At 58.4% G+C, this 23792-nt stretch carries 47 protein-coding genes; 2 read left to right on the top strand and 45 right to left on the bottom strand.

Annotation, left to right across the window (positions count from 1 at the left end; translation table 11 throughout):
- Positions 1-10: 10 nt before the first annotated feature.
- Genes HNP46_RS01520 through HNP46_RS01530 form a run of 3 tightly spaced genes read right to left on the bottom strand, consistent with a single transcriptional unit; the run spans position 11 to position 1497 of the window.
- Entirely contained in the window at positions 11-634 is a 624-nt protein-coding gene (locus HNP46_RS01520) for a DUF262 domain-containing protein (RefSeq protein ID WP_184585744.1), read from the bottom strand.
- A gap of 24 nt (positions 635-658) precedes the next feature.
- Positions 659-970: a hypothetical protein gene (locus tag HNP46_RS01525; protein WP_184585745.1), complete on the bottom strand. Its 312-nt coding sequence runs from the start codon at positions 968-970 to the stop codon at positions 659-661.
- The gene (locus HNP46_RS01530) at positions 967-1497 is read right to left on the bottom strand and encodes a DUF262 domain-containing protein (protein ID WP_184585746.1); all 531 of its coding nucleotides are present in this window, start codon (positions 1495-1497) and stop codon (positions 967-969) included. The genes HNP46_RS01525 and HNP46_RS01530 overlap by 4 nt, the downstream gene beginning before the upstream one ends.
- A gap of 203 nt (positions 1498-1700) precedes the next feature.
- Between HNP46_RS01530 and HNP46_RS01535 the strand changes: the two genes are divergently transcribed.
- Together HNP46_RS01535 and HNP46_RS01540 are read left to right on the top strand one after the other, a co-directional pair.
- Positions 1701-2081 carry a hypothetical protein gene (locus HNP46_RS01535; protein ID WP_184585747.1) on the top strand — a complete coding sequence of 127 codons (381 nt, stop codon included), beginning with the start codon at positions 1701-1703 and terminating at the stop codon, positions 2079-2081.
- A gap of 123 nt (positions 2082-2204) precedes the next feature.
- Positions 2205-2630, top strand: a complete 426-nt coding sequence (locus HNP46_RS01540) for a hypothetical protein (protein WP_184585748.1) — start codon at positions 2205-2207, stop codon at positions 2628-2630.
- A 72-nt stretch (positions 2631-2702) separates the two neighbouring features.
- On the opposite strand, the gene HNP46_RS01545 is transcribed toward HNP46_RS01540, so the two are convergent.
- The 42 genes from HNP46_RS01545 to HNP46_RS01750 form a co-directional block, all read right to left on the bottom strand.
- Positions 2703-2927, bottom strand: a complete 225-nt coding sequence (locus HNP46_RS01545; RefSeq protein WP_184585749.1) for a hypothetical protein — start codon at positions 2925-2927, stop codon at positions 2703-2705.
- A gap of 1 nt (position 2928) precedes the next feature.
- Positions 2929-3189 carry a hypothetical protein gene (locus HNP46_RS01550; RefSeq protein ID WP_184585750.1) on the bottom strand — a complete coding sequence of 87 codons (261 nt, stop codon included), beginning with the start codon at positions 3187-3189 and terminating at the stop codon, positions 2929-2931.
- Positions 3190-3225: 36 nt separating this feature from the next.
- A complete protein-coding gene (locus HNP46_RS01555) occupies positions 3226-3489 on the bottom strand; it encodes a hypothetical protein (protein ID WP_184585751.1) in 264 nt (87 codons plus the stop codon).
- Between the two features lie 435 nt (positions 3490-3924).
- On the bottom strand, positions 3925-4257 hold the full coding sequence (locus HNP46_RS01560; RefSeq protein ID WP_184585752.1) for a hypothetical protein: 333 nt from the start codon (positions 4255-4257) through the stop codon (positions 3925-3927).
- A gap of 31 nt (positions 4258-4288) precedes the next feature.
- Positions 4289-4582, bottom strand: a complete 294-nt coding sequence (locus HNP46_RS01565; RefSeq protein WP_184585753.1) for a hypothetical protein — start codon at positions 4580-4582, stop codon at positions 4289-4291.
- A gap of 10 nt (positions 4583-4592) precedes the next feature.
- Positions 4593-4913 (bottom strand): hypothetical protein, encoded by a 321-nt coding sequence (locus HNP46_RS01570; protein WP_184585754.1) that lies wholly within the window; start codon positions 4911-4913, stop codon positions 4593-4595.
- An 87-nt stretch (positions 4914-5000) separates the two neighbouring features.
- Positions 5001-5195, bottom strand: coding sequence for a hypothetical protein (locus HNP46_RS01575; RefSeq protein WP_184585755.1), 195 nt, complete (start codon positions 5193-5195; stop codon positions 5001-5003).
- Between the two features lie 247 nt (positions 5196-5442).
- Complete coding sequence (locus HNP46_RS01580) at positions 5443-6021, bottom strand: hypothetical protein (RefSeq protein WP_184585756.1); 579 nt, start codon at positions 6019-6021, stop codon at positions 5443-5445.
- 69 nt (positions 6022-6090) lie between these two features.
- Complete coding sequence (locus tag HNP46_RS01585) at positions 6091-6768, bottom strand: hypothetical protein (protein ID WP_184585757.1); 678 nt, start codon at positions 6766-6768, stop codon at positions 6091-6093.
- A 56-nt stretch (positions 6769-6824) separates the two neighbouring features.
- Entirely contained in the window at positions 6825-7379 is a 555-nt protein-coding gene (locus HNP46_RS01590; protein WP_184585758.1) for a hypothetical protein, read from the bottom strand.
- 73 nt (positions 7380-7452) lie between these two features.
- Entirely contained in the window at positions 7453-7956 is a 504-nt protein-coding gene (locus tag HNP46_RS01595) for a hypothetical protein (protein ID WP_184585759.1), read from the bottom strand.
- A 9-nt stretch (positions 7957-7965) separates the two neighbouring features.
- Positions 7966-8274 (bottom strand): hypothetical protein, encoded by a 309-nt coding sequence (locus HNP46_RS01600; protein WP_184585760.1) that lies wholly within the window; start codon positions 8272-8274, stop codon positions 7966-7968.
- A 72-nt stretch (positions 8275-8346) separates the two neighbouring features.
- Positions 8347-8568, bottom strand: coding sequence for a hypothetical protein (locus HNP46_RS01605; protein ID WP_184585761.1), 222 nt, complete (start codon positions 8566-8568; stop codon positions 8347-8349).
- A gap of 87 nt (positions 8569-8655) precedes the next feature.
- Entirely contained in the window at positions 8656-9162 is a 507-nt protein-coding gene (locus HNP46_RS01610; protein ID WP_184585762.1) for a hypothetical protein, read from the bottom strand.
- A gap of 3 nt (positions 9163-9165) precedes the next feature.
- Complete coding sequence (locus HNP46_RS01615) at positions 9166-9363, bottom strand: hypothetical protein (protein WP_184585763.1); 198 nt, start codon at positions 9361-9363, stop codon at positions 9166-9168.
- Between the two features lie 3 nt (positions 9364-9366).
- On the bottom strand, positions 9367-10050 hold the full coding sequence (locus HNP46_RS01620) for an LPD29 domain-containing protein (RefSeq protein ID WP_184585764.1): 684 nt from the start codon (positions 10048-10050) through the stop codon (positions 9367-9369).
- 26 nt (positions 10051-10076) lie between these two features.
- Positions 10077-10436: a hypothetical protein gene (locus HNP46_RS01625; protein WP_184585765.1), complete on the bottom strand. Its 360-nt coding sequence runs from the start codon at positions 10434-10436 to the stop codon at positions 10077-10079.
- A 276-nt stretch (positions 10437-10712) separates the two neighbouring features.
- Entirely contained in the window at positions 10713-11060 is a 348-nt protein-coding gene (locus HNP46_RS01630) for a hypothetical protein (protein ID WP_184585766.1), read from the bottom strand.
- Positions 11061-11108: 48 nt separating this feature from the next.
- Entirely contained in the window at positions 11109-11966 is an 858-nt protein-coding gene (locus HNP46_RS01635; protein WP_184585767.1) for an LPD29 domain-containing protein, read from the bottom strand.
- A 158-nt stretch (positions 11967-12124) separates the two neighbouring features.
- Positions 12125-12427: a hypothetical protein gene (locus HNP46_RS01640; RefSeq protein WP_184585768.1), complete on the bottom strand. Its 303-nt coding sequence runs from the start codon at positions 12425-12427 to the stop codon at positions 12125-12127.
- Between the two features lie 53 nt (positions 12428-12480).
- The gene (locus HNP46_RS01645) at positions 12481-13332 is read right to left on the bottom strand and encodes an LPD29 domain-containing protein (protein ID WP_184585769.1); all 852 of its coding nucleotides are present in this window, start codon (positions 13330-13332) and stop codon (positions 12481-12483) included.
- Between the two features lie 161 nt (positions 13333-13493).
- Positions 13494-13808, bottom strand: coding sequence for a hypothetical protein (locus tag HNP46_RS01650; RefSeq protein WP_184585770.1), 315 nt, complete (start codon positions 13806-13808; stop codon positions 13494-13496).
- 237 nt (positions 13809-14045) lie between these two features.
- Entirely contained in the window at positions 14046-14429 is a 384-nt protein-coding gene (locus HNP46_RS01655) for a hypothetical protein (protein ID WP_184585771.1), read from the bottom strand.
- Between the two features lie 180 nt (positions 14430-14609).
- Positions 14610-15203, bottom strand: coding sequence for a hypothetical protein (locus HNP46_RS01660; RefSeq protein WP_184585772.1), 594 nt, complete (start codon positions 15201-15203; stop codon positions 14610-14612).
- A gap of 137 nt (positions 15204-15340) precedes the next feature.
- Complete coding sequence (locus HNP46_RS01665) at positions 15341-15511, bottom strand: hypothetical protein (RefSeq protein WP_184585773.1); 171 nt, start codon at positions 15509-15511, stop codon at positions 15341-15343.
- A 23-nt stretch (positions 15512-15534) separates the two neighbouring features.
- Positions 15535-15957: a hypothetical protein gene (locus tag HNP46_RS01670; protein WP_184585774.1), complete on the bottom strand. Its 423-nt coding sequence runs from the start codon at positions 15955-15957 to the stop codon at positions 15535-15537.
- Positions 15958-16344: 387 nt separating this feature from the next.
- Complete coding sequence (locus HNP46_RS01675; protein ID WP_184585775.1) at positions 16345-16782, bottom strand: hypothetical protein; 438 nt, start codon at positions 16780-16782, stop codon at positions 16345-16347.
- 29 nt (positions 16783-16811) lie between these two features.
- Complete coding sequence (locus HNP46_RS01680; RefSeq protein ID WP_184585776.1) at positions 16812-17072, bottom strand: hypothetical protein; 261 nt, start codon at positions 17070-17072, stop codon at positions 16812-16814.
- 48 nt (positions 17073-17120) lie between these two features.
- The gene (locus HNP46_RS01685) at positions 17121-17630 is read right to left on the bottom strand and encodes a hypothetical protein (protein WP_184585777.1); all 510 of its coding nucleotides are present in this window, start codon (positions 17628-17630) and stop codon (positions 17121-17123) included.
- Between the two features lie 81 nt (positions 17631-17711).
- On the bottom strand, positions 17712-18002 hold the full coding sequence (locus HNP46_RS01690; protein ID WP_184585778.1) for a hypothetical protein: 291 nt from the start codon (positions 18000-18002) through the stop codon (positions 17712-17714).
- An 8-nt stretch (positions 18003-18010) separates the two neighbouring features.
- On the bottom strand, positions 18011-18289 hold the full coding sequence (locus HNP46_RS01695) for a hypothetical protein (RefSeq protein ID WP_184585779.1): 279 nt from the start codon (positions 18287-18289) through the stop codon (positions 18011-18013).
- Positions 18286-18498, bottom strand: coding sequence for a hypothetical protein (locus tag HNP46_RS01700; RefSeq protein ID WP_184585780.1), 213 nt, complete (start codon positions 18496-18498; stop codon positions 18286-18288). The genes HNP46_RS01695 and HNP46_RS01700 overlap by 4 nt, the downstream gene beginning before the upstream one ends.
- Positions 18470-18949, bottom strand: a complete 480-nt coding sequence (locus tag HNP46_RS01705; protein ID WP_184585781.1) for a hypothetical protein — start codon at positions 18947-18949, stop codon at positions 18470-18472. Before HNP46_RS01705 ends, HNP46_RS01700 begins: the two co-directional genes overlap by 29 nt.
- On the bottom strand, positions 18946-19218 hold the full coding sequence (locus tag HNP46_RS01710; protein ID WP_184585782.1) for a hypothetical protein: 273 nt from the start codon (positions 19216-19218) through the stop codon (positions 18946-18948). The genes HNP46_RS01705 and HNP46_RS01710 overlap by 4 nt, the downstream gene beginning before the upstream one ends.
- The gene (locus HNP46_RS01715; protein WP_184585783.1) at positions 19215-19514 is read right to left on the bottom strand and encodes a hypothetical protein; all 300 of its coding nucleotides are present in this window, start codon (positions 19512-19514) and stop codon (positions 19215-19217) included. The genes HNP46_RS01710 and HNP46_RS01715 overlap by 4 nt, the downstream gene beginning before the upstream one ends.
- A gap of 133 nt (positions 19515-19647) precedes the next feature.
- Positions 19648-20655 (bottom strand): hypothetical protein, encoded by a 1008-nt coding sequence (locus tag HNP46_RS01720; RefSeq protein ID WP_184585784.1) that lies wholly within the window; start codon positions 20653-20655, stop codon positions 19648-19650.
- 73 nt (positions 20656-20728) lie between these two features.
- Positions 20729-21445, bottom strand: coding sequence for a hypothetical protein (locus tag HNP46_RS01725; protein ID WP_184585785.1), 717 nt, complete (start codon positions 21443-21445; stop codon positions 20729-20731).
- A gap of 138 nt (positions 21446-21583) precedes the next feature.
- Complete coding sequence (locus HNP46_RS01730; RefSeq protein WP_184585786.1) at positions 21584-21805, bottom strand: hypothetical protein; 222 nt, start codon at positions 21803-21805, stop codon at positions 21584-21586.
- A 49-nt stretch (positions 21806-21854) separates the two neighbouring features.
- The gene (locus HNP46_RS01735) at positions 21855-22226 is read right to left on the bottom strand and encodes a hypothetical protein (protein WP_184585787.1); all 372 of its coding nucleotides are present in this window, start codon (positions 22224-22226) and stop codon (positions 21855-21857) included.
- 358 nt (positions 22227-22584) lie between these two features.
- Positions 22585-23028: a hypothetical protein gene (locus HNP46_RS01740; protein WP_184585788.1), complete on the bottom strand. Its 444-nt coding sequence runs from the start codon at positions 23026-23028 to the stop codon at positions 22585-22587.
- Positions 23025-23357: a hypothetical protein gene (locus HNP46_RS01745; RefSeq protein WP_184585789.1), complete on the bottom strand. Its 333-nt coding sequence runs from the start codon at positions 23355-23357 to the stop codon at positions 23025-23027. Before HNP46_RS01745 ends, HNP46_RS01740 begins: the two co-directional genes overlap by 4 nt.
- Positions 23347-23766, bottom strand: coding sequence for a hypothetical protein (locus tag HNP46_RS01750; RefSeq protein WP_184585790.1), 420 nt, complete (start codon positions 23764-23766; stop codon positions 23347-23349). Before HNP46_RS01750 ends, HNP46_RS01745 begins: the two co-directional genes overlap by 11 nt.
- Positions 23767-23792: the final 26 nt, after the last annotated feature.

Below are 23792 nucleotides of genomic sequence, written 5' to 3' on the forward strand. Positions count from 1 at the left end.
AGAGCCAGGCTTAGAGCCCGGCTTTCTGTTCTTGCTCGAGGGTTTCGGCGAGCAGCGCGGATACCCGGTTGATCTCATCGTCGGAGTGGATGACACCGCCACGGTTGTGCGTGAGGTAGTGCTTCAGCAGATCCGACTTCTTCGAGTAGTCCAAGACCATCACCCGGAACTCCCACAAGGTCTTCGACCTGACGTCGTAGGATGAGCCTTCGAGGTCTTTGTGGGTGAACCCAAAGGGCTTGATCTCGCCACGCACGAACTTCAAGGCGGTGGTGTAACGCTGAAGCCCGTCGACGCACTGGAGACCGTTGGGGAGGTTGGTGACTACCTTGGGGGACTTCAGGATCGGGCAATTGAACTGAAGAACCTTCTGCGAGTCAGGCACGATGCCGCGCATGATGTTCTCGACGAAAAGCTGCTGCTGAGCTTCCGTCCACACGTGGCCGCGCTGGAAGTCGGGGTTCATGTCCAGGATGCCGCCCAGGTCAGCGGCGAGTTCGGTCATTGCCCGCTCAACCCGCTGCCAGGTAAAGCTCGGAGAATTTTCGACACTCCGGAGGGGCTGAATGATCTTTTCCAGCTCTTCGTTGCGGGCTTGCAGGGCGAGGTAGTGTTTCTTTTCGGGAGTCGTCATGTGTGTGGCCTCCAGCCACGGCTCTCAGAAGAGCCCGGTCTTGATCTCGTTTGCAAAGAACTCCAGGAGCTTAGCCTTCGCCTCTGCCTTCACGTCATCCGGAAGCGAAGCCTCGCATTGAGCGATCTTTTCGGAGAACTGAAAACGCTTCTGCCCACGCTTGTACTGCCGCACAGGCTTGTATTTTGCCCTCGCGGACTGACGCTCTACGACTTCGTAGAGGTCAAGCACCAGGTGGACGGTGTTGATCAGCCTGAAAGTCCAGCGTTCGCCGGCTAGCTTGGAGTCATCTTCGCGTAGCACTTCGATCTGGATGTGAGGCGCAGAGGGGATCATGCGATCACGCCCAGGCGCGCGAGGTCTTCCGCCGTGTGCGGCACGCCGCCGGCAGCGAGCTGCAGGTAGAGCTGTTTGAGCAGATGCTCATCCGGCTGGTAATCCAGTTCGAAGCAAGGGAACGGCTCGCGGTTGAAGCGGACGCGGCGTTCGTAGGGTGACAGGTCGTCGAAGTGGATGTCGCCGAAGATCGGCAGTCGGTTGTTCTTGAACTCGCCCAGGGCGGTAATGCGCTGCTGGCCATCGATCAGCCAGCCAGACATTGGCAGTTCATCGCCGCTGAACTCGTAGTCTCCACCATTGCAGACGTACTTACCGGCGCCGAAGCCCAGGAAGACGTTCTCGACGAACTTGGTCTGACGGGCCACGTCCCAGCAGGGAAGGCGCTGCCAGTGAGGCAGGACGAAACGGTAGAGCTTGCGATCATCGGGCAGCACCGGGTTGAACGGCGTGCCTTCGAAGATGTGTTCGATGGTAGTCGCGCGTTCTTTGCCGCACATGATGGGCGCGGGCAGCTTCTTGCTCATTGTGATGTCCGTTTCTGAGTGACTGTGGGGGAATTCTAACCCATTTTGATCATGAGCGCAATATAAAGCATGACAAAGGCGAACTATACAGCATTCAGGAAAGGATGCAGCTTGGCGAGCGTGCTGTATAATTCTTCAAAGCGTTGCTCATTCGTAGAAGCATATGGTAGATTTGGCTATCTAAACGATCAGGAGGATCGGCAATGTCCAATCATGACGGCGTACACGCTTCGCACTGCTGTGTAGTCCATGGCTGCAAATACCGCGACGATGACTGCCCGGTGCAGCTCGGCACCATCGAGCAGAAATTCATGTGCATGGACTGCGAGGCAGACGGGATTGAGTCCACGTCCACTCCTGGTGGCAAGCACTACCTGGATCTGAGCAAGCGATTCATGGGCGAAATAACCCATCATGTCGGCAGCTTCCAGGCCTACTACCATGAGCGCCACAAGGCCGATCCGGCTGGCTTCCCGGTCAATGACAGCGAAGAGTTCTTCCAGAGCCTGCGCGAGCAGTTGAGCGACTTCCTGATTCATGGCCGTCCGGACGAGGAAGTGTCGCCCTTAGACGAGGCGCCGTAGCGGGCCATCAATTCCCATGAAAATGAGCGCTGCTCATGAAATCAAAGCCCGGCAAACGCCGGGCTTTGTCGTTAAAGGGTCTGCGAAAAATCTCCGATGGTTAGGGGAGAATAGGAGAACCAAATGACCACCATCTCTTCCAGCACATCCGGTGCATCCACCCAGGCATCCACGGGGACAGCCCATATTCGCTCTCCCTTGAGCGGAAGCAACTTCCTGCCTGGTAAGTCGACTGCTACCGGATCGTCCAAGGCAGGAGCCTCCAGTAGCCTTCAGGGCGGAACAGCAACTCAAACGGCTAAAGAGCAAGCTATCGAAAGGCTCAAAAAACAGCTCCAGGAATTGCAGAAGCAGCTCCAGCAGCTGCAGCAACAGCTGGCCGAGGTTCAGGGTCGAAAGTACGCGTCCGAGGAAGCACGGCAGGCGGCCGTGCAGGCTGTGCAGGTGCAGATGAACGGGGTGGCCACGTCCATACAGACCGTGAACGCTGCTCTGGCCGAAGCGCAGAAAGAGAGCGACTCAGGCATCTTCGTCGACACCAAGGCCTAACGGAAACGAAAGGGCCCAGCATTTGCCGGGCCCTTGAAGGAATCGTGTCTTTCGCGCTATGCGCGCCTCGCTTTACAGCTCGGCTACTTTGATCACTTCCGCACGCTTGAAGGCCTTTCGCCAAGTGGTGAGCCCAAGCGCACCGGCTTCGCCGCCGGCAATCTCCTGAAAGCAAACCTCGTTGCCGCGTCCACCCTTGAGTGCATAGACAGCCGTGACTACCACGTGGCGGCCGGACGAGTCCTTCAGCTCATCGTTGAGATGGGGGTTCACCCGAGGATCACGCTGTTCAGGCATCTCAGCGAGCCTCGGTCTTGACCAGGTCGCGGGAAAAGCGGTTGTAGTCCGAGCGCACAATGAGACCGCGCTCGGTCAGGTCGAACACGTCACGGCAAGTCAGCTTGAGTCGGATACTCTGCCCGGTGGTCTTGGACATGCCGTACCACGCGGCGCCGAGGGATGCCTGGTTGTTCTGATGGATCGAAGGGGCCTGGGAGCGCATCATCGACAATGCGCGTTCTTGGCGGCGGTTGAGCGGCTTGATGGTCGACTGGATCATGATGCGGTCTCCTGGGCTACCTGGTTGTAGCGAGAGTTACTCGGCTTTGACGCCAATGGCTTCCATGCCGGCGGGGGTGAGGCGTGCGACCCTTTTGTAGATGTCGTACTTCTCGCTGGCCTTGATTCGCTCGTAAGTGATCAGGCCTGCATTTACCAGCTTGCTGTCCATGTCGTACCCGTAGCGCTTGCGGGTCTTCTTGGCCTCAGGCTTGCTGCCGATGCTGTGGGAAATCTCGCCGCCGGCAGAGATCCACTTGAGCCACTCGAGCATGGCGGCTGTGGGTTTGGCATTATCCACGAGAGGCTCCTTCTGAACCGGGCTACTTGCTTGCGCTACCTGATGGGATATCAGTTTGCGTAGTGCATTTTGCTTTATAGTTCTCCCTATTGCAAGAACTATCCGGCATGTTCTCGCTGCGCTCGATGGACGCTGGTGGAGACTGTTCATTCAGAACTCTTCGCATCCAAGCCTCGCAGAGGTCACTCTGGCTAACGCTGCACAGCTGGCCAAGGTTAGAACGGGCGAGCGTGCCTCGCTGCTCCTGGGCGCAGTTTTCCAAGACCTGGAGGGTCTTCAGATACAGGTCAGAGGTAAGGCCTTTGAGGCCAAAAACGATCATCGAAGGCGTCCATGGGGCAAAATTCTTTTAGTTATCTGCCACTTAGGTGATTTCTTTAGAGAAAATCCGTCTAAATCGGGCTTTTCCCAGTAGATGCTGATCGATCCCTTCGATCAGGTAGTGCGATGGGTGGCATTCGGGCCGTCGAAGTCGCCAAAGATGACGTAGTTGCAGGTGTCGCTATCTGCCTGGGTGAAGTTCTTCGGGCTCAGGGTGCGGGTCAGCGCTTCATGCCACGCATTTGACGTATGGGCGGCCTCGGCCTGCGCTTCAAACGTCAGCCAGGCATGTAGCCGCTTAACCGTGTTGAGGCTGCGGCGGTTGGTTCCGAATTCCAACTTGGGGAAAGGGGACATCACACGGCCGCTCACGCTACGAAGGATTTCGCCAGAGCGGCACATGCCATTGGCATGAGGGGTTGGAGCAGGGTTCACTGCAGTGTTCATCTCGAAATCCATTTCGGCTGTTGAGGGTGAATCAGCCGGCCATTGCCGATGCTGCATCGCGTGCTTTGCGCAGCCGGCGCTTCAGGTCAGCCAGTTGATGCTCGGCGTCATCCTTGATCCGTTTAACCAGGTCATTGACCTTGGCTTCTGCGTCCTTAGCCGTCAGGAAGCAATCTTCGGGGCTGTACAGCGTTTTGCGCTTCGAGGTGACGAAGAACCGGCCGTTCATGGCAGTCGCTTCGATTACGAGCGGCGGCTGGCCAGCACGCACGCGTGCGGAAGTAACCACGAAGAGCTTGCAGGGCAGGGTGATGTCCTTAACCATGGCTGGTTCCTCAATCCTTGAAGGGGAGAATCCGGAATTTATTGAAGGCGGTGCCATCCCACTCGAAATCAACGCCGGCAGCCCGGAGCTCTTCAGCGATCAGCTGTCCGTCCCCAGCCCATGCCATGAAGAAGTGGGGTGCCTCTCGAGAAGGGTCTAGCTGACCTCTGTTTACGTAGAGGTGCTTGGTCGATCCCATGTCTTCGACTTGTTTGCGGCCCGGCTCGGGGTACTTCTGCGGGAAGATCTTGCAGAAGTACCCCGCCTTACGCAGCGCAGTGAATGCGACTTGGAGCGCTTCAATAGTGCGAGGAATGTTAAGTCCCTTCATCTCACAACTCCATTGTGGTGTCAGAATGATACCATGTCTGCACTTTAGTGCAAACTGCGCCATGCATTTTGACCAGAAAAGAGCTGGTCAGCGGCGAAAAAGAGAAGCTAGTGGGGAAAGGATGTTCCAGGTGCGCTTGAGCAGAACAAGATTTACGCCTGCAGCAAGGCCAAGAGAGACGTCCACCCACTGCGCGCAGTCATCCGGCAAGTGGAACGCATACCAGACGTTGATGACCAGGCTGATCCAGCAGAGAACGTGCAGCAGGAAGGGAGCGAGCATTCAGGGGCCTCGAGACGTAGATGATGGCCGTTGTCAATGCTCCTGGGAGCTGATCAGCCGCGCGGGGATGTTACAACGCGGTCGGAAACCGGGTTGCTCAGGTTGCCACCGCTGAGGATTTGGGCTGCCGTCAGTACGACAATCGCTAAAATGATGAACTTCAACATGACCGCTTCCTTCGCAGTTCCATTTCGGGGAAGGCTTTTTACAGCGAAAGGCTGGCCAGAGCCAGCATCTCTGTTGCTGTCTACGCGTGAAGCGCCCTTTCTCGTTGCGCTTTGCAGCGGCGCTGAATCTCCGCCTGGCAGCCAGAGCGGAACTCCTCCCCTTTTCCTGAAGAGAGCCAGGCAACCAGGTGCTCGACTACTTCGGCGTCGTCGGAGCTGAACTCGACCGGGGTATTAGCCTCCGGGGACAGGATCAGCTCCAGGATGCGGCCGCCACCATGGTTCCGCTCGCGGAAGTTCTGGATCGTCCACGCCGAGAGCCACGCGTAGTACTTCGGCTTGGTGGACTGTGCTTGCGCATGATCTTCAGCGCTTCGCAGGAACGCCTGGCCATTGTTCGAGCCGAGCCAGCGGATGAAGCTGGCAGCAACTGAGGCTCTGCGCTGGTTCAGAGGCCCGCGCATAGAGCTGAGGATGTGGTTCAACATCACGTTGCTGTAGACCTCATCCATCTCATCGCCGGGCTCGTCCATCAGGGCTAGCCAGCGCTCGCTGAACACGACGTCGCCGACGACATCCTGGCGGGGAGGGCGGATCGGGTGATGATCGAATTGAGGTTCCAGGGGCGACTCCTGATCATCATGGTCGACGTCATGCATCTGGTGGTACTCCTAAGGGAGTGCAGCTGCCTAAGGGCAGCTGTTGAGCGAGGCGCGCTAAGGCGCGGATCAGCGAACTTTTACGTTCGGGAATTCAGCGAAGTGCGCCTTCAGGATATCGGCGGCGTCCTGCCTGTCCCTGGCTTCGAACTTGTAGCCCCTGAAGTTGCACTGGAAGAGGCGACGGGAAGGAACTTCCAGGGTCTCGACCAGGTCGCCGCCGCCGTAGCCAAGCTTCCCGTTGATACGGAACTCCAGGGTGTCGACGCTCGGGCAGGTACAGCGCGCAAGACCTTCGCACTTACAGGATGAGCGCCCGTCCACCTCGATCACCGTCATATCCGGGGATTGTTCCTGGGAGAGGGGCGGCTCGGTGATGCCCAACTTGTCAGTGATAGCTTTCAGGCGAGCGTCGGTAGCTTCGGATTTGCTCTTGATGTCCGCCAATTCCGCAACGGCACCGTCTACCTGGGCCTGCAGGGTAGCCTTCTCGGCCTCGGCAGCGTCCAGGGCGGCCAGCAAGGTGGCTACGTTCTGCGGCTGAGCCATCGTGATAAAGCGCACGTGGTCATCGTGCAACATGTAGTTCTCATCCTGGATGCTCAACTGCATGTAAACGCGGCAGTGGTGCCATTCCTGGCCGTCATTCCGTGCTTGGGCAGCTGCGATGAGTGACGGCAGGTTTTCGCGCAGGGTGGCTAGCGGAACAATAGCGCTTTTGATGAGGTTCGGCAGGGGGCTGCTCATGGAAGCTCCTTTTCGCATGGGGTGCCGGCCGCAGTGCGGCCGGAGATCAGATGGAGTTAGTAGCCGTTGGCCTTGGTCAGGGCGCGGTCATACTCGGTGAGCGAGCGAAGAGTGATCTTCGCGAGGCAGTCGCTGAGGGTGGTGCCGCCAGTGATCGACCTGACGATGTCTTCGATCAGATCGGGGTTTCCGGTCTCATCGAGCTTCTCCGCCAGGCGGCGCAATTCGCGCGCCTTGAGCTCCAGCTCTTCGGCCGCATTTTGAGTTGCACGCACAACGCCGCTCAGGTTGACGCCCATCCCTACCGAAGGGTGGCGCAGATTGGGGATCTCGGCCGGGTTGAGGCCGGCGGCGACCAGGATGGCGATGCCTTCCTTCGAGTTCACATGGTGCTTGGCGGTGTAGTCTCCCAGGACGTCGCGAACGCTGACGTTGTGCCCGACAACCGCTATGGACATCATGGTGGTTTCGCCACTGTCCAGATTGGTCGGCTCGCCCTGCAGGGCATCACCAAGCTCCTCTACCCGGAGAAGCTTCTGGAGAGCGAGTTCCTGACCTTCGATGGTCTGGAAGCCAACGGCTGCCAGGGCGGCGTAGAGAGCTTTGTTCATGTCCAGTTTCCTTTCTGGGTGGCTATGTGCTGTATAGTGCGCTCTTGCGCGCAGTATTGCAAGCACTATAGAGCTAGATGAGGGTGTTTTTTCCTTCGGCCGGGTAAGTGGCCCGAATGGGCATCAGTTCAGAAAGGGCACTGCGGATTCTCGCGAATTCAGCTTCCGCATGTTGCTCCTCCACGTTCCACTGCAGGCCAATGAATCCGCAGGTCGTCTCCAGGTTGTGCGCCGAAAGCCAGTGGAGGGCCCGGTTGTTGACAACAAACAGGGAGCCTTTAAAAACGCTGTGCTGCTTGAAGGTTCCTGGGCCGCTGATCTCTCCGAAGGAGTGGTCAGCCAAGACTGCCAGGGTGATCGTCTTCATGCCGATGTACTCGGCGTCCTGGTGGGGCGAAGCTTGTCTGCAGGTGATCCAGGTGGCCTTGCTGAGAATGCCTGGTAGCTGCTCAACCTCATCGTTCCAAATCTGGATGTCCGCCTCGTAGGCGTTGACGTCGATTTCCACCGGGATCTTGATCAGACCCTCAGGGATGTCGAACTGGCAGATGTCATGAGAGGAGGGTGCAGCGATCATGGCTAATCCTTAGCGCCCCAGTAGCTGGGCAACGGACACAATCTGCTTATCAAAGTCGAGGGCGTCTTCCGGCACGTCTACTCCGTAGTGCTCGAGCAAGCCGGCGCGGAAACGGTTCCACTCGTCTTTGGTGGGGGGAAGGTGGGTGCAGTCCAAGCATTGCCGGCCAGTATTGAACTGCTCTGCGACAGTGAGGTGTAGGTCAATGCCAGAGCGAAGGTCGACACGGCCAAGGCACGAGCCGTCTTCACCGCTATTCACCCACAGTCTGGTGCGACAGGCCGAGATGATGACTTCGTGGGGATGGGTGTATGCCATGGTGCGAGTCCTTGCCTGTGATCGGAAGCGGCACGATAAGGCGCTGGCAGTGTCCTGACAACGCCGAAGCGATCAATGCATCTTGGAGCGGGAGGTCAGCTCGCGCAGACGCTCTGCTGCAGCAATCGGAGGCATGGGGTTGGGCCCGCAACCAGGAAGGCCTGTGACCTGGATAGAGGTGACGATGTACCGGCCCTCAGACCTGAGGGTATCCATGTCGTACTGGCAGTACACCTTGGCGCCCAGGGCTTGGGCGCGGCCGATCAGAGCTTGGAGTTCTTCTGAGCTGGTCATGGTTGCCTCCGTTCTTGATGGAGACAACTATGCCATATAGTTCCTCTATACGCAAGTTGCAAAAGGAACTATAAAGCACGTAGCGGTCTAGTCGGTGAGGTTGATTGCTTCGTTCAGGTGCTCGACGGTGATTTCAGCGTCGCCGGACGAAGTGCTCACGCCCCAGACGATGCCAGCTTTTGGAGCCTTGGCTGACTCCCGGCGTACCTTCTCTAAGTCCGCGAAGGGCTTGAGGGCGGCGCGGAGCGATGCATTTTGAGCCTGCAGCTGGGCAACCTGCGTTTCCAGTTCGGTGAGCTTGATTGCCTGGTGCATGGACGCAGCGCTCCAGGCTTCGCGGACGGCACTCTCCAGTGGATCGACGCAACCCAGGCGAGCAGCCTCATACCAGGAGACGCAGATTTCGGCCTGCAGGCGGGCCAATTCGGGATCAGCCGGGAATCGGTTAAAGATCAGAGTCCACTGGGTGAGGCGGTCGTTCCAAAGCCAGGCCGTTTCCGATCCTTCGTAGTATTGCGAGTCCTGGTTCCAGATGATGCCTTCCGGGAGGGGATTGGCCTTCTCGAAGGCTTCGCGAACGTGTTTCTCGACCATGAGTTATTCCTTGTCTTTCGGGATGGCTTCGAGGGCCATGCGGAGCTGAACCTTGCGCAGTGCCTCGAGGGCATCACCGCAGGCATCCAGCTCGGTTTGAGCGGTTCCCCAGGTGTAACCATCGGCGCTACTGAGATCCCAGCCCCAGGGGGCTCCATGGAGCCCTTCCTGGATGTTTAGGTTCACCGTTGGTTCGGTCACGAATCAGACCTCGGCGCGCGTGTAGGAGAGATACTCCAGGCCGCCAAAGGCTTCGTTGAATGCGGTGTCCGTGTTACGGGTATCAACGCCTTCTCCAACCTTGCGGGCGCTCTGGAAGGCTACGGTGGCCGATTTCACTTCTGCCAGTGACGGGCCGCCACGCCAGGAAATTTGGGCGACGGCGTGCATGGTCAGCTGAACCGAGAACTTGGTGCCGGCGAAGCGTTTGCGCAGCTCCTTGCGGATGTTCGCCGAAGCGGCAGCGTAGTCGGTGCGCTCTTTGACAGGGGAGAGGTGCGCGTAGGCCGGGTCGGCTTTCAGTCGAGCAACGGCATCAGCACGCTCTTGAGTCACGGTGAAGCCTTCGGCGTCCTTAGCGCGACGCAGGGTTGCGGCTTCGTCCATCCATCCACGCAGCTCTTCCTGGGAGAGCATGTCACCGGAGATCAGCCAGGGGCCGCAGCTCAAGACGTGAGCGCTCACCATGGGCATAACCAGGCCGCTTGCGAACACGATGTCGAAGAACGGGCAGTTCCCGGATACAACGACGGCGTCGGCGATGTCACCCTGCGACAGGGCGTCGTATTCGACAGGGCGCCAATCAGCGTAAACAGCGCCCAGGCCGAAGCCGGGAGCGTCGAGGGAAACGATGGCGCCTTGCTTGAGAAGGTGTACCTGGCGATTCATGTGTTTGCTCCTTGCCGGCCAGGCGGTTACGCCTGTGCCTTTACCATGTCAGAAGAGGGGCTGAACTGAGGAAACACCTGCAGGAAGAAGTCCTGCGCACGGGGTGGCACCATAGACCAGTCGATGCGCTTTCCGCCGATCATCGACGTGTCAATGATGGATTCGAATCCAACGCCGTTGCCGACTTCATCGAAAGGATCTTCGTCGCTGAAGGCGCACGCAACCAGGTTGGCATCAAGAAGCGGGTCTTTCGGAGCCCAGGTGGGAGGCAGGCACATGTAACGATCAGAGTTACCAGGGCCGGCGTCGAAGACGCGCAGTCGGCGGCAGTGCTGAACAACTCGTGCTGCAACTCGCTTGAGAGTCTCGGGGGCTACGCGCTTCATGTCGTCACCTTGCTGATCCGTATGGGCGAATTATACAGCAAGCAACAAGGACTAACAACGAATTATACAGCATATTGCTGTGATGTGGCGCAGCACCTGGGGGCATCGATGACTTCGCTGAAAGCGAACTATTGCTGGGCTTAAAGCAACACCAGTGCAGCCGGGACACTGCCAGTTTCGGCGCGTAGCGCGACTATCACGACGGGCCGCGAAACGTGTCCAGAGGCAAGACACAAAAAACCCCGGACATGCCGGGGTTACGAGAAGTCGAGCGGTTCAGCTGGTTACTTTGATCCAGAGGTCAGCTAATCCGTCCAGACTCAGGCTGTCGCCGTTGGCCAGGTCGTAATCGCTGCCTGCAATTTCGACCAAATCCTCATGCGTTACCAGGCCCAGACTTTTGGTGAGGATGGAGTAGGAGCCGGTTTCGGTTCCTTCCGAGTTGGTGAGGGAGCCGATCACCAGGCAGCGCTTGAGCTTGTCCAGGTTCGCGCCTTCCGTAACGACCTGCTGCACAAGCTCGGCGTTGCTGGGATCTTCACCCAGGCGGGCAATGAGGGCCGCCAAGGGCCTCAGCTGCTCCATAGTGATCAGCTGGAGGTTGTCATTGGTCGCTTTAAGCATGTGGGCACCGTAGGCAGTGGCGCCCACTCTGGGGCGCCTATTGGGGGATTAGGCTGCGGTCTCGCGGATGGTTTCTTCGATGTACTCGCCCAGGCTCTTGAACAGGTGGGGAATTTCAACCATACGAAGTCCGCCCTTCCGGTATTCCTCGGCGGTGTAACGCTTGGTGTCACGCAGATTGCCTGCGAAGCGTTCGTAGACCTTGGCAATGGCCTTTTCGATCAGTTCAAGCGAGGTTTCGCGTGAGGTGAACAGGTATTCAAAGCCGCCGTAAACGACAGAGAAAGGAGTGTCCTGGCTGGTGGCCATGTCTTGATACGGGTCGAAGCCACCGGTTTTGAAGGGGGCAAGGATTTCGTCCACCTGCTTGGCAGTGGGGCCGTCAGTCCAGCTTACGCGGAGGGTGAAGGAGTCCCGGCGCACACTGAACTTCACTTTAGGGAAGTACTGTTTCAGAGTTGCCCGGACGTTTTTGGCGGCCCCGTTCATATCGTAAGGGTCGCTGATAGGGGTCAGGTACTTGATCGCCTTGTCGGTACGCAGGCCGTCGATGGCTTCGGCGAAAGCCTTGCTCTCTGCCTCAGCTTTGGCCTTGTTCTTCGCAGCGTGTTCGTCGGCGTTGGCCAGGAGGCGGTCGATCTCTTCTTGAGGAACCACCTCCTCGAAGATTTCCCACTGCACGCCGCGCAGGATGCATTCCGGCACGCGATCAGCGCGTCCGCCAGTCTCGAAGACGATGTCAAAGTCAGCATTTCCGCCCATCGACACAACGCCGCCGCCCAGATGCTTCACATTGTCCGGCTTCTGCTCGCCATGAATGGCATAGACAACGCCTCGGCCGGTGTTGAAAACACCCCAGCTAATGACGGTGCCGATTTGAACCTGCAGGGCGGTGTTCGATTTCATCGCAGAAGCTCCTAGCTTGTTGGCGTGAAGGAAGTATACAGCACGTCGCAATGATATGGAAGAACTATACAGCATATTAAGAAGGAAGAATCCGGCTCTTGGAAACACAAAAGCCCCGGATTTCCGGGGCTTTCTGGTCGCCTTGGCTGGCCTGGTTTTTAAGCGACTGGCGGGCAAAACTCGGGATAGCATTGGCGAGCAAAGCGCTGCACAGCGACAGGCAGTTCATTCCAGTGCAGGCGCTTTCCAAGGTGCGGCCCTGGTGCGGCAGACGTGTGATGGGCAATGCCCAGGTGTTCACTGGCACCGATGCACTCGAAGAGTCCAGAGCGCTCGACGTACTGACGCGCCCAGCGCGGCGGAACCATCGTATAGCGCTCCATGTATTTGCTGCCGTAGTCATAGATGCGAAGGGTGCAACCATAACGCTCAACGATGGACATCGGTTTGCGGTTTGCCATGATGCGGCTCCTAGCCTTGTTGGCCCCCGGCAATGTCGGGAGCAGCTTGTGTGTTAGTGAGTGGTCGAGATTTTGGCAATAGCCCTGGACACGTGAGTACCGAGCGAGTCACCGAGAAGCGGGATCTCTTGATAGTGAAGCCGACCTTGGTTGTAGTCCTCGGCGCAAGGGCGGGCGACATCGCGGAGATTGCCGGCGTACTCTTCGAACACGGCAGAGATTCCGCGCTCAACCAGGGCGTCGCTATGCATGCGGCTCGTGAAAAGGTACTTGATACCCCCGAACACTTTGGAGAAAGGGGTTTCCTCGGTCGTTGCCAGGTCTTGCATGCCGTCAAAGCGGCCGATCTCGTACCGGCCCACAAGGGCGTTAACCTCGTCGCCTGTCGGGCCGTCCGTCCAGCGAATGGTGGTGCTGCCGCTTGAGGAGCGCACGCTGAACTTGATGCCTGGATACGCCCGGCGCAGTTCAATACGCAGGTTCTTAGTGGCTGCTTTAGGGTCGTTGGCCACTTGAATCAGGTGCTTGAAATCCTTGTCGGACTTCAGCTGCTCGATGGCCTTGGCTTCGGCAAATTTGGCAGCCAGGCTCGCTTCCACGCGAGCGGCCTGCACAGCCTTCGCATTGACCAGCAGGCGGTCGATTTCTGCCTGGTCGGCTACGCCTGCTTCAATCGACCACTGAACCCCATGAAGGATGCACTCTGGCACGATTGAGAGGGAGCCGCATTCGAACACGATGGAAAAGTCGGCATTGCCGCCCATCGCGCCTACCCCGCCGAAGATGCTGCGGATGGAGTCAGGCTTCTGCTCACCCTTGATGCCGTAAACCACGCCAGGGCCGCGATTGTAGAGGCCGGAGTAAACGCGAGTGCCGATTACAACTGGTGCCGGGGTGGTGCTCATGCCGGGAAGCTCCTAGCTTGTTTGCTTGAAGGAAGTATACAGCACACAACGCCTGTCGAGCCAGAACTATACAGCATGGTGAAGTGGAATAATTCGACTCTAGGAAACACAAAAGCCCCGGATTTCCGGGGCTTTATGGTCTCCATGGACTTGCCTGAAGTTTAGTGTGAGGGCGGGCAGAATTCAGGATAGTCCTGGCGAGCGAAGCGCTGTGCATCCGGGGGGAGCATATCCCAGTGGATACGCTTTCCAAGGTGTGGCCCTGGCTCTGCCGTACAGTGCTGACCGAACCCCGTCGGATGGAAAGGGTGTTCGTTTGAGGTGATCGACTCGAAATCCCCGTTGCGATCACGATATTCCTTCGCCCAGCGGGGCGGAACCATCGTGTAACGGTCATAACTAGCGCCGCCGTTATCGTAGATGCGAAGAGTGCAGCCATAACGCTCAACGATGGACATCGGTTGACGGTTTGCCATGATGGGCTCCTAGCCTGCTTGTCATGGCGCATTATACAGCACGCATTGCAATGTATGGAAGAACTATTAAGCAGATTGAGTGATGTATTTCCAAGCACTGCAGCCTTCAGATGATCGATACTCGCGCCAAAGGCGCACTACTGCTCATCCGAGCGATAGGGCTTCAGGATTGCGGATCTGGCAGGAGACTGGGACAGCTCTTGTTTCGGCGCATAGCGCGACTGGCAGAAGTGCCGGCTACGCGAGCATCTCAGGAGAAACGAGGATGCCGGGTAAGTCCACCACCTGGCCAACCTTCGCCTGAACCAGCACTCGACAAAAGGCTGTGATCTGATCTGGCCCGTGGCAAAGAACGCGGCTCAGGTTGGATGGCGGCAGGGGGAGGTGGCTGTCCATTACGGCGCACCAGCGCGCCTCTGCGGGGCGGGAAGCTGAGGTGACAAGGGCAATGCCATTTCGCTCATAGAGGGCTACTGCAAGCTTCTCGTCCTGTGTGGGCGAATAGGGGGTGGCATCAGTCCTGGAGCGGTTGGGGACAAAAACGCCTGATCCGTGGACACCGTAGTCCAGGATGAAGGGGGAGTGGCCTTCGGCGAGGGCAACCGCGTAGTCCAGCGCCATGCCGACGAGCTGCCTCGTACTTATGAGCATCAAGCAATCCAACCGGGGAAAGCCTCAATTATCCAGAAAATGTCACAAATTCTGAATAATGTGTAATAGCGGTGAGACAGTCGGTTGAAAAGCATAACCGCCCAGGGTAGGGCGGTTTGTAGGCGCTGCGCGGAGGGGCGACCAGGTTGGTCAGGTGCTGGAGCGTCCGAAGATTTTGGTGATGGTTGATCCGAAGACCCGGTAGCGGTTGGCGGCGTACTCGGTGTCAACGAAGCAGATGTTCGGGCACAGGTCTTCAGGGGCGCTGCACAACCACCCCAGGTGCTGGAGAGGAGGGCTCCATCGGGCGCCGCTGGCCCGCCACAGGCTCCAATCTTCCGCGCGCGCCTGGATGATCTGGTCGACTTCCTGTGTTGGTAGTTCCTTGTTGCCCGTGACATGCGCCGCGAATTCGCGCCGGTCGCTGTCTTCTGTGCGCGGGAGGCTGTGAGCCAGGTGATGGCGTGCTTGAGCGATCAGCTCAGGGTCTGCCTGAGTTGACTCCAAAGAAGCCAGGATCGACTCGCACAGCTCGCGGGGCCAGGGGCCACCGAATTCACGCGCCTGGCCCAGCAGGGAAGGAACCAGCTCAGGCTGAATGTGTTCGGGCGCGGTGTGGCGCACGCTCAGGTCGTTGCCGTTGACCTCGCCGGACAGCTCCAGAACCCACTCATTGGTGCTCGGGCGGTGGAAGAGCTTTGCGTTCAGCTCGAATTCCGTGGGTTTTTTCTCTTGAGTGGACATCTTTTTGCTCCTTGCCGGCTCCGGGGCATTCTACTCGTCTATCTTCGATCTTGACCTTAAGTCAGAAGGAGTTCGAAGTCTGTAGTTCGTCCGGTTTTTCTGCTGTAGTGCAAGAAGAAGGGGCTAGACCCCTTCCCTCAGGCTTTCGGCCGGCGCAGTCGGCGCCAGGCGGTGAGGATCAGGACGTACAGAACAGCCGCAGCGACGACGATGCTGACGGCGAACGTCCAGAACTCTGCCGGATTCGACTGGTAGCTGCCAATGAAAGGAGCGATGAAAAAGTAAGCAAATGCGTAGAAAGCGTTCATGTTGGTCACCTCGTTCCTTCGGGTTATTCCGGGTTTTCGCAGTTGGGCCTGCAACGGCCAGCACGATCAGTTTTCTCGCCAGGCCGGGCATCGTCTTCGTAGAGCTTGCCTCCACATTCACTGCATATCACCCAAACAATTCCGATCTCTTCGATACGGTGGCGGGTGCGTTCAGCGTATGCCTTCGAGTCGACGCCAAGTTCTGCGTATTCATCCGCCCAGGGTGCATGGGCACCGGTCGGCTTGTACATGCGGATATGCTGGGAGCTGCCAATTGGCTTCAGGGTCATCCAGTGCCGCCAGAACTTCTTCTCGGCGGCCCGAATGACTTGCTCAATCCCTTCTTGGTTGCTGCCGATGATGTCCAGAGCATCCCAGCCGTCATCCCGAGTGAAGGGATGACCCCACGCTGGAAGTTGCTGAATCTTGACCCCATCAGGAAGCATGTCTAACCCCCAGTTAGAGCATTATTGTCAGCACCAGACCGATGATGAAGGCGAAGGTGAGGTGGCTGATTTTCAGTTCGTAAGTGCTGTTGCGCATGGCCAAATTCAGGTCGGCTGAATTTCGCTGCGGTGTATGGTAATACTATACTCATATCACTCTGGCATCAAGCGAATTCAGCAATTTTCGGGTAAAAGAAGCCCGTCTCCTTTGGAGCTTTTTTTCGTTATTGGGTCGCCTGAGGGGGGAGCAAGTTGGCGCCTTCCTGGGCCATTTGCGAGGCGGCGGCATCATACTTATTGGCTCTATCTCAAGCCACAGCCGTCTGTCGCCGCCCCTCAGTGACTGCTAGGTCAGCAATACCGACCTTCAGCGAATAGCGCTCCTGGTCAGGAAGCGCTATGTGCGCTATCTCCATCAGCCGGGATGCGGCGTGCTACCGCATGGAACGAGTCCAGGGAGTCGCGGCATTCATCGGCGGAGAGCATTTCCCAGGCATTGGCTTTCGGGTGCCAGGCCAGGTCGCCAGTCTGCGGGTATTCACTGGACGGGTGAACCAGGGAGTACCCGGCAGGAGGAGTGTCAATGCTCCAGCGGGATCGATCCAGTGCCTCGGCGCCTTCCCGTATGACTTCTTCGCTTTCAGGGCTGGACAGGATGGCGGCGCGACTATCGGCCGGAAGGGCCTCAAGAGCGGCAATCAGCAGGGTTTGAAGACGGCTGAGGCGCCGGGAAACGCCAACATGGTCGCTGCCGGTGAAGGCTTCGATGTGCGCCTTGACGGGTGCCAGGGCCTCATCTGCTTTGGGGAGGTCGGTCTTGCTCATGGTTTGGGGCTCCATCCTGAGAGCGGTGACTATTTCGGTTCGAGGCCGGCAAACCAGGTCGGTTCATCCTGCTTGGTCAGAGCGGAGATCATGACGCCGGGCGGATTGTCCATCACACGGTACATGACCACGTTCCTGCTTTTGGTCTCAACCCAAATGGACTTCTCGGTGTACTTGATGATCTTGCCGTAGTAGGTGCGCAACCCAATGCGAGCCGCCACGGTGCCGATCACAACGTGATCTTTGCGAAGGACTTTGATCCTCGGTGGGATGATGTCGTTCTTGCTCATCGCGGCTCCTTGCCTGGGGTGGTCACCGCAGAGCGGTGGCGGGGTAGGTCAGGCCTTGCTGGATTGCTTGCTCTTCACCAGGGCGAGAACAGCCAGGCCCAGCTCAGTGAAGCTGACGTCGTAGTGAACGACCTTCTTCGGCGGCTCTTCCTGGAGGAAACCCTTCTTGAAGCACGCATTGGCTGCGGCGTATTCCTCAGCGGTACAGCTCGACGAGTCGCCGATGGTGAGGTCGCTGTCGAAGGCTTCCAGAAACTGCCGATGGGTGGGCGCCAGTTTCGGCTCCAGTTTAGCCGCAGTAAAGGCGATAACCTTGGCGTCCGCGTCCTTCTTGGTGATTTCCGACTTAGCCCAGGTGGCGAAGCTGGCCAGGGTCATCGACTTGTCGATGCCGATCTCATTGCCTTTGACGGCGTGCACGACGCGGTAGTGCACGCACGCCACGCTCGCACCCTGGACGCCAGAGTGATTCGTGCCTACGCCAACGGTGAGGGCTTCACGGATGCCCAGGCTGCCGTCGCTGTAGAAACTGCCGGCCTTGATCAGGGATTCTTTCATGCTGATGCGCTCCTTCACTTGATGAATCGCATTATGCCATATAGTGCTTCCATGTAGAAGAACTATTAAGCACTTTCTGCATCAGAAATCGAAGAAATCTCGGACGGAATCCTCGACCCGGATGTAGTACGGGCCAGGCCAGCTCTTGATCCACTCCGGGGCGCGCTCTGCCATCTGGAGGTTGTCGCTTTCGGTGCTGTTGTCCTTCAGCGCTCGGGCCTTATGGAGCCCAAGGGCCAGCACTTCGCTGGTAACGTCAAAGGTGGTCTCGCCTTCAGCATCTACGTCAATGGCGCAGTCGTTCTGCCACGCCTGCGGGTAGAAAGTCGCCAGAATGGTGCGAGGGGAGGGTTGTTTCGCTTCGACTGCCATGTCTGCTCCTAGCGTTTGTTGGATACCAGCCGCCAGTCGCGGCCGGCTTTGAAGTCAACCAGATCGTCCTGGTAAGCATCGGAGGCGGCCAGGTGATTGCCTAGCTGCCGGACGCACTGTTGCAGGCGCTCTTCAGATAGCCCAGGCAACTTCACCCGTGCCAAGGCGAGAAACTCGTCCTTCCTTTGCCCTTCGCGCATACCGCGAGCGATGTTGAGCAGGTGCCCGACAATGGACAGATCATCCAGGGCAGCGATCTGCTCGGCGTAGGACTTCAGTTCGCTCACTGGTTGCGCTCCAGCATGCGGGCATACGCTTCGAGCAGCCGGTTTACACGAGCCTGCCCCAGGTGGGCATAATCCTCACGGACAGCCTTCACCAGTTGCGCCGCGTCGAAGCCGTTATCGCGCTGCATCCGATGAATGTCCATCACCAGGTCGGCGTCTTCGGTCTTCTGCTCGGAGGCTTTAAGCTGCTGTGCTGCTGCGCTGGTCATCTTCATCTCGTCCTTGGTCGGCGGTGAATAAGTCGATAGTAACCTGTAGCCGGTCACGCCGCCTCTGGAAGTAGTCGACCGCCTTGATGGGCTTTAGCCTTGGGTGGCCACCAACTGCGTCGATCTCGCGCTGGTAGGAGATGATCTTGGCTTGCTTCTTCTCGGCAATGCTCCACTGGTCTCCTGCCATGCGCTCGGTAAATGAGTGCATGTGTGCGTGCATGAGTTGGTGGCCAGGGGTAAGCGGGGTAGCCCAGGCCGGACGGCCAGATGAATCGACTACAAACCAGCGGTTCTTCCAGGTGCTGCTGACCAGCATCCGGTCAAGGCGACGCTTTTGCCCAGCCAGTAGCGCAAGCATACGGGGTAACTTGGCCCGGCCTTTCGGGTCGATGGTCTGGCCAGCGATTTCGGCGATGAAGCCTTTCAGGAGTTGTTCGGGGGTGCTCATCGTCTCATTGGTTCCGACAGCGCGTTCAGCTTATCCCTAAGCGACTGGTTATCTTGTTCAAGTTGCTGAATCCTCGACTCACCGGCAGCAACCTGCTGCTGGAGTTGGCGAAGAAGGGTGTCTAAGTCGAGGGCCGGCGATGCATCCATCATCCGGTTCCAGATGTAGTGCGCGGCGTCGCCACCCTGTGGGCAAGCATGGCCCCCGGCGATCCGCATATTGACGTCAGGAACGATGGGAACGACCTTGTAGCGGGGATAGTGGATCATCGCGGCTGCTGGCACTGCTTGAGCGCGGATTCGGCCTTTGCGATGGCCTCACGGCAAGCGAAGAGATTCACGGAGGCTTCCGGGACGTGGCTACGGCCGACGCTCACCTCTGCGGTGGTCTCTGTGAAGCGACGGACGTTCTCGCGCCACTTGGCCTGGCTAACAGCCTGCCCTTCATTCGCCTCTTTGTTCACGATGAAGTCTAGGGCGGCGACAAGCTGCTGCTTCAGTTCGCTGATGAGCTGAAGGGCGTGGGCCGGGATCGGCTCTAACGCGGCGAGGGTGTTGTTCTGCATGGCTGCGCTCCTGCGCATAAATACTACGGAAAAGTGTAGTATTTAAGGGCTGACCCGTCAAGCTCATTTAGCCATCAATTGGCCAAGGTGGGGTTAAGTGGGGTCGAGTGGTAATTTCCTGGTAAAAGAGCCACTATGCGGCGGTCGCGAGGAGCCATTCGGCCTCTTGAACGGCACGCCAGCTGTTGGTGTTGACCCCGAACCCGTAGTTATTCAGCCAGGTGCGCAAAGCCTCCAGGGCATTTTCTGCCGCCGCGACAGACGGTGCCTCCTTCAGGGCAATCAACAGATCGTCTGGAATCGGCTGTTCGAAGATGCTCGACTCGCAAAGCACGGAAAGGGCGCTTTCCAGGATGGTGCAGGCCTGGCTTACCTTTCCAATGTGGGGGATCGGTTTGAGCTGTTCCTCACAAATGTCGATGGCGCCGCTGTACTGCTCGGCCAAGGCTTTGTGATGGGCTGCCAGCTGATCGTTGAGCCAGTAGCGATAGCGGCTCTCCATGCCGGGGTAAGCACTGCGGGGGAAGTGGTAGGCACCACCAGACAGGAACACAAGGCGACTCACGGTGAGTCCGGCGCGGCCGGAGATGGCGAACAGGGCATTGATCGACCCGATGTCGTCCTGTGTCATGAGGAAGTCGCCCTTACCGGAACGGCCTAGTCTCAGGAATAGCTGGGTGATTTCAATCAGCGCCAGGGCTGCGGCATGGTCGGCGATGTCTTCGCAGTCCCGCTGTGGTGCTGCCAGAGAGGCGTACAAGTCGACCAGGGCCTGGTGATCATTGCGCAGCAGATCGTTCGCCCAGGGCGCGTACATCGACTTGGAGGGGCGCATGTAGCTTGGGATGCCCTTGAGCGTATAGGGGTCATCCTGCAACTCCAACATCTCGAACGGTGCGTCACCCTTCAGCGCCGCCAGCACGTTAAGGGTGGCTATGCAGTCCTGCGGGAAGTAGAAGGATCCATCGCTGGCCCGGAGTACCTGGTTGCAGAACGCAGAAACAGCCGTGAGCACCAAGTGAGCCCGGCGTTTCATGCCGAGCAGGCGGGTGTCGTGAAGCTCCATCGTGAGGGTCTTCAGGCTTTTGCCTGGGGTCAGCAACTGGACGAGCTTTTCAGTCGAGAGCAGGGTGCGGTTCATAAAATTTCTCGGCGGGGCGCGGGGCGCCCCTTTCAGCAGGAAGGCTACGCTTTTGAAGGCAAATTGCCGGGATTTACCAGTCGAAGAGGGGGAGTTCTTCGTAGGTGTTGCCGTCCCGGTCGAGCTTCAGCCAGCAGCAGTCGTTCTGGCGGGCGAGTTCCAGAAGCCGGAGAACGTTCGGGAATGTAGTCGGGCAGACGCCGCTGCTCACATCATCAGAGTCGCCAAGGTTGCCGGCGTAAACCAGACTGCCGTAGGCACGGTCTCCTGCTACGGTGCCGACAGGATGAACGATGAGCTTGTGGCCTTCGGGGTTTTCCATGTCACTGTTGTTACGTACCGGGATCATGGCGACTGCGGTCATTTCTGCCTCGGTGACATGGCAGGTCGAGAGCACCAGGCACTTCTGGATTTCGTACTTGCCTTCCGGGGTCAGCTTGAACTTGGGGGCTTCCCACTGGGGGAACGCAGCAACAGGAGCCAGCAAGCCGTCTTCATCGTCCTCGTCGCTGTTCCATTCGAGGATCAGATAGCGGCACTCATCTGCGCAGGCCATGCGGAGAAGGTTGTGGATGTTCGGGAAGTCCTTCGGCGGTGCTGCGTCTTGGATCAGCTCGGGATCAGGCACCAGGACGCGCACGCCAAGGAATTCGCCGCCGTAGGCGAGAACGTCCACCACGGTTTCCATGGGAGCGTTATGGGCATCCATCGATGCTTTCAGCAGATAGTCGAACTCGATCTCAGAGATGCTGGAGCACAGGTCTGCGGAGAGGGAACGGTGGGCGGGCATGGGAACCTCCTTGGTCGGTATGCTGGGCCGTGAAAGTGATACTACGCTTTTCTGTAGTATCGTCAAGCAATTCCTGCATAAAAGAGACATCAAGGCCCGTAAACAAGTCCGGCCCCAAATGGGGCCGGAAGGTGGCGATCAGTGCAGCGAGGTTCGCTCCTCGGCGAGCCGGTCGTAGAAACCGTTTGCCTTCTCGTCGCCCCATTGGTCGGGAGCGTCGGCATAGAGGTTCACCTCTTCACCAGCCTTGACGATGAACCAGTCGCCATATTCCCAGCCGGCGAGGTACATGGACGAGCAGGGCAGGGGCGCCGGGCGCGTCAGCGTATGGGTCGGGATGGTCGATGCTTGTCTGGCCATGGCGATCTCCTTGATCGATGCGGGCCTATTGGGGCAGCAGGGCCTGGGGTTACCAGGTCAACTGGCTGGGGAAGTCGACTGCTTTCACCGAGCCGGGGTGCAGCTCCAGGTATCGGCAGTGTGCAAGGTAGGCGTCGCGCGCCTGGAGGTTGTCATGCGAGGCGATGACGTAGTGGCGTCCGCCAACGCATTCAACCATATCGTACTCGCCGACCTGGTAGCCGCGCAGAACGGAGTTCACACAACCGTAATCGCCATCAACCAGGTCTTGAACGTCGAAGGTGAAGCCGCAGGCGACAATCGCGCAATGGGCTCCGTCCAGAATTCCGTGGTATTCGTGCTCGGCCTCTTCCATGGCCTTACGGGCGGCTTTGACTCGCTCGCGCTGAGGTACGGTGTCTTCGCTGAGGATCGGGCTCATATGCTCTCTCGCTCGATGGGTTTCCCGGAGATCCCGGTTACCTCAAGTCGCGGCGGGTACTACTCTAGCCAACTCCTGTCAGCTCGAACCCCGTCCGCTACCGCCATGCCTGATTAGTCGGCATGGTCTTGGCCATCCATGGGAAAAAATCCAGCTCGAAGCGTCGGTACGTGCACCGGGAAGCTTCACGCCTGTGATCATGCTCGCACGTAGCATTGGTGATCAGAGCGCCGGCTAGACTGGGAGGACTGAGCCTCTTTCGCCTTGTTGCCGGTCTCCTTGTTGGCGTGGGAGTATTATGCTTAATAGTTCGTTTGCATGCAAGCACTATTAAGCACAATTTATTCAAAAAAGTGCATCACGGCTCGGCGATGCTCCAGCCATGGGCCGCAGCATGTTTGAAGCGCGCAACCAGGCCGGAGGTGTTGTAAACCTCGGTGGGTTTATCCCAGGTGTACTCCAGCCCGTTGAAGAAATGGTGCGGGTGCTCGATGCCTTCAGCGAAGTTGCTGTCGCCGGGCGCGCGGCCAAGCGCCTCGATCCCGACTTGGCCAGGGACAAAGAACTCCCCATCATGCATGGAGCCCAGTAGGGCCAGCAGTTCGTCCTGGCTGATCATGCCGGCAACGGTGATCGACGAGTCAGTGGTGAACCCGGCGCCGTCAGCATAGCGGTAGGAGAGGGTGGTGTTGATCCCATCCGCCCCATCCTCCTGAGCTTCACGAGTGAAGTCGACCAGCTCCTTTTCCTTGAAAAAGAAGCCGGGCGCGGTGGTCTTCAGGAACTGAGGGGTCAGATTCATGGTTGTTCGGGTCTCTTCGAAGTTTTGACCGGGCGCCACATGGCAACCCTTTCAGAGAGGAAAAGGATGGCGGCAACCATCCCCAAGACGATGCCCATCGATTCGCAGTTGTTCGCCGGGAAGAATCGACTGCCCAGGTTCATGTCGAACAGCCCAAGGGCGAAAGACCCCCAAAGGATGCATTTCCAGAGAGGGTTGAGTTCGTAGACGCCTTCGAGTGAAACGCTTTCTTCCACGATTTGCCTCCAGGATGTGCGGCGCGGCAAGCGCGCCAATTCATCCAAAGCTACGCGAAATCCAGTGTCGGGCGCCACCAGTTCAGACGGCAACGGCCTTCCAGACTTCGCCTTCACCCCGATCCGTGCCGGCGACACGATCCAGCGCCTCCTGGGCGGTACTGGCCCAGTCGCGGCCGTACAGATGGCTGTCGAGGTACACGTCGAACAGCCGGCGATCTTCACCACTGAGGGTGCACGATTTCACCGCCTTTTCGGCGCCGGGCGCGTACAGCTCAATGAGCGTGCCAGGTTTGAGGTCAACACCCAGCTGTTCACGCATGGCGTCCAGGTAGATGCCGTAGGTGCCGTGATCCAGCTGCGGCTGGAAGAACTGCTCGCCGGACAGGTTCCTGTAGATGCCAGTGAGGTTCTGCTCACCCCATATGGCCGGCTGGCCGTTGATCTTGATCTGGTAGTGCGTGGCCAGCGGGATCGGGTGTTTGCCGTGTACTACTTGCATCGGAGGCGCCTCCTTGGCGGGTGATC

It is taken from the genome of Pseudomonas nitroreducens, assembly GCF_014204515.1.
GTDB classification, from domain to species: Bacteria; Pseudomonadota; Gammaproteobacteria; order Pseudomonadales; family Pseudomonadaceae; genus Pseudomonas; species Pseudomonas nitritireducens_A.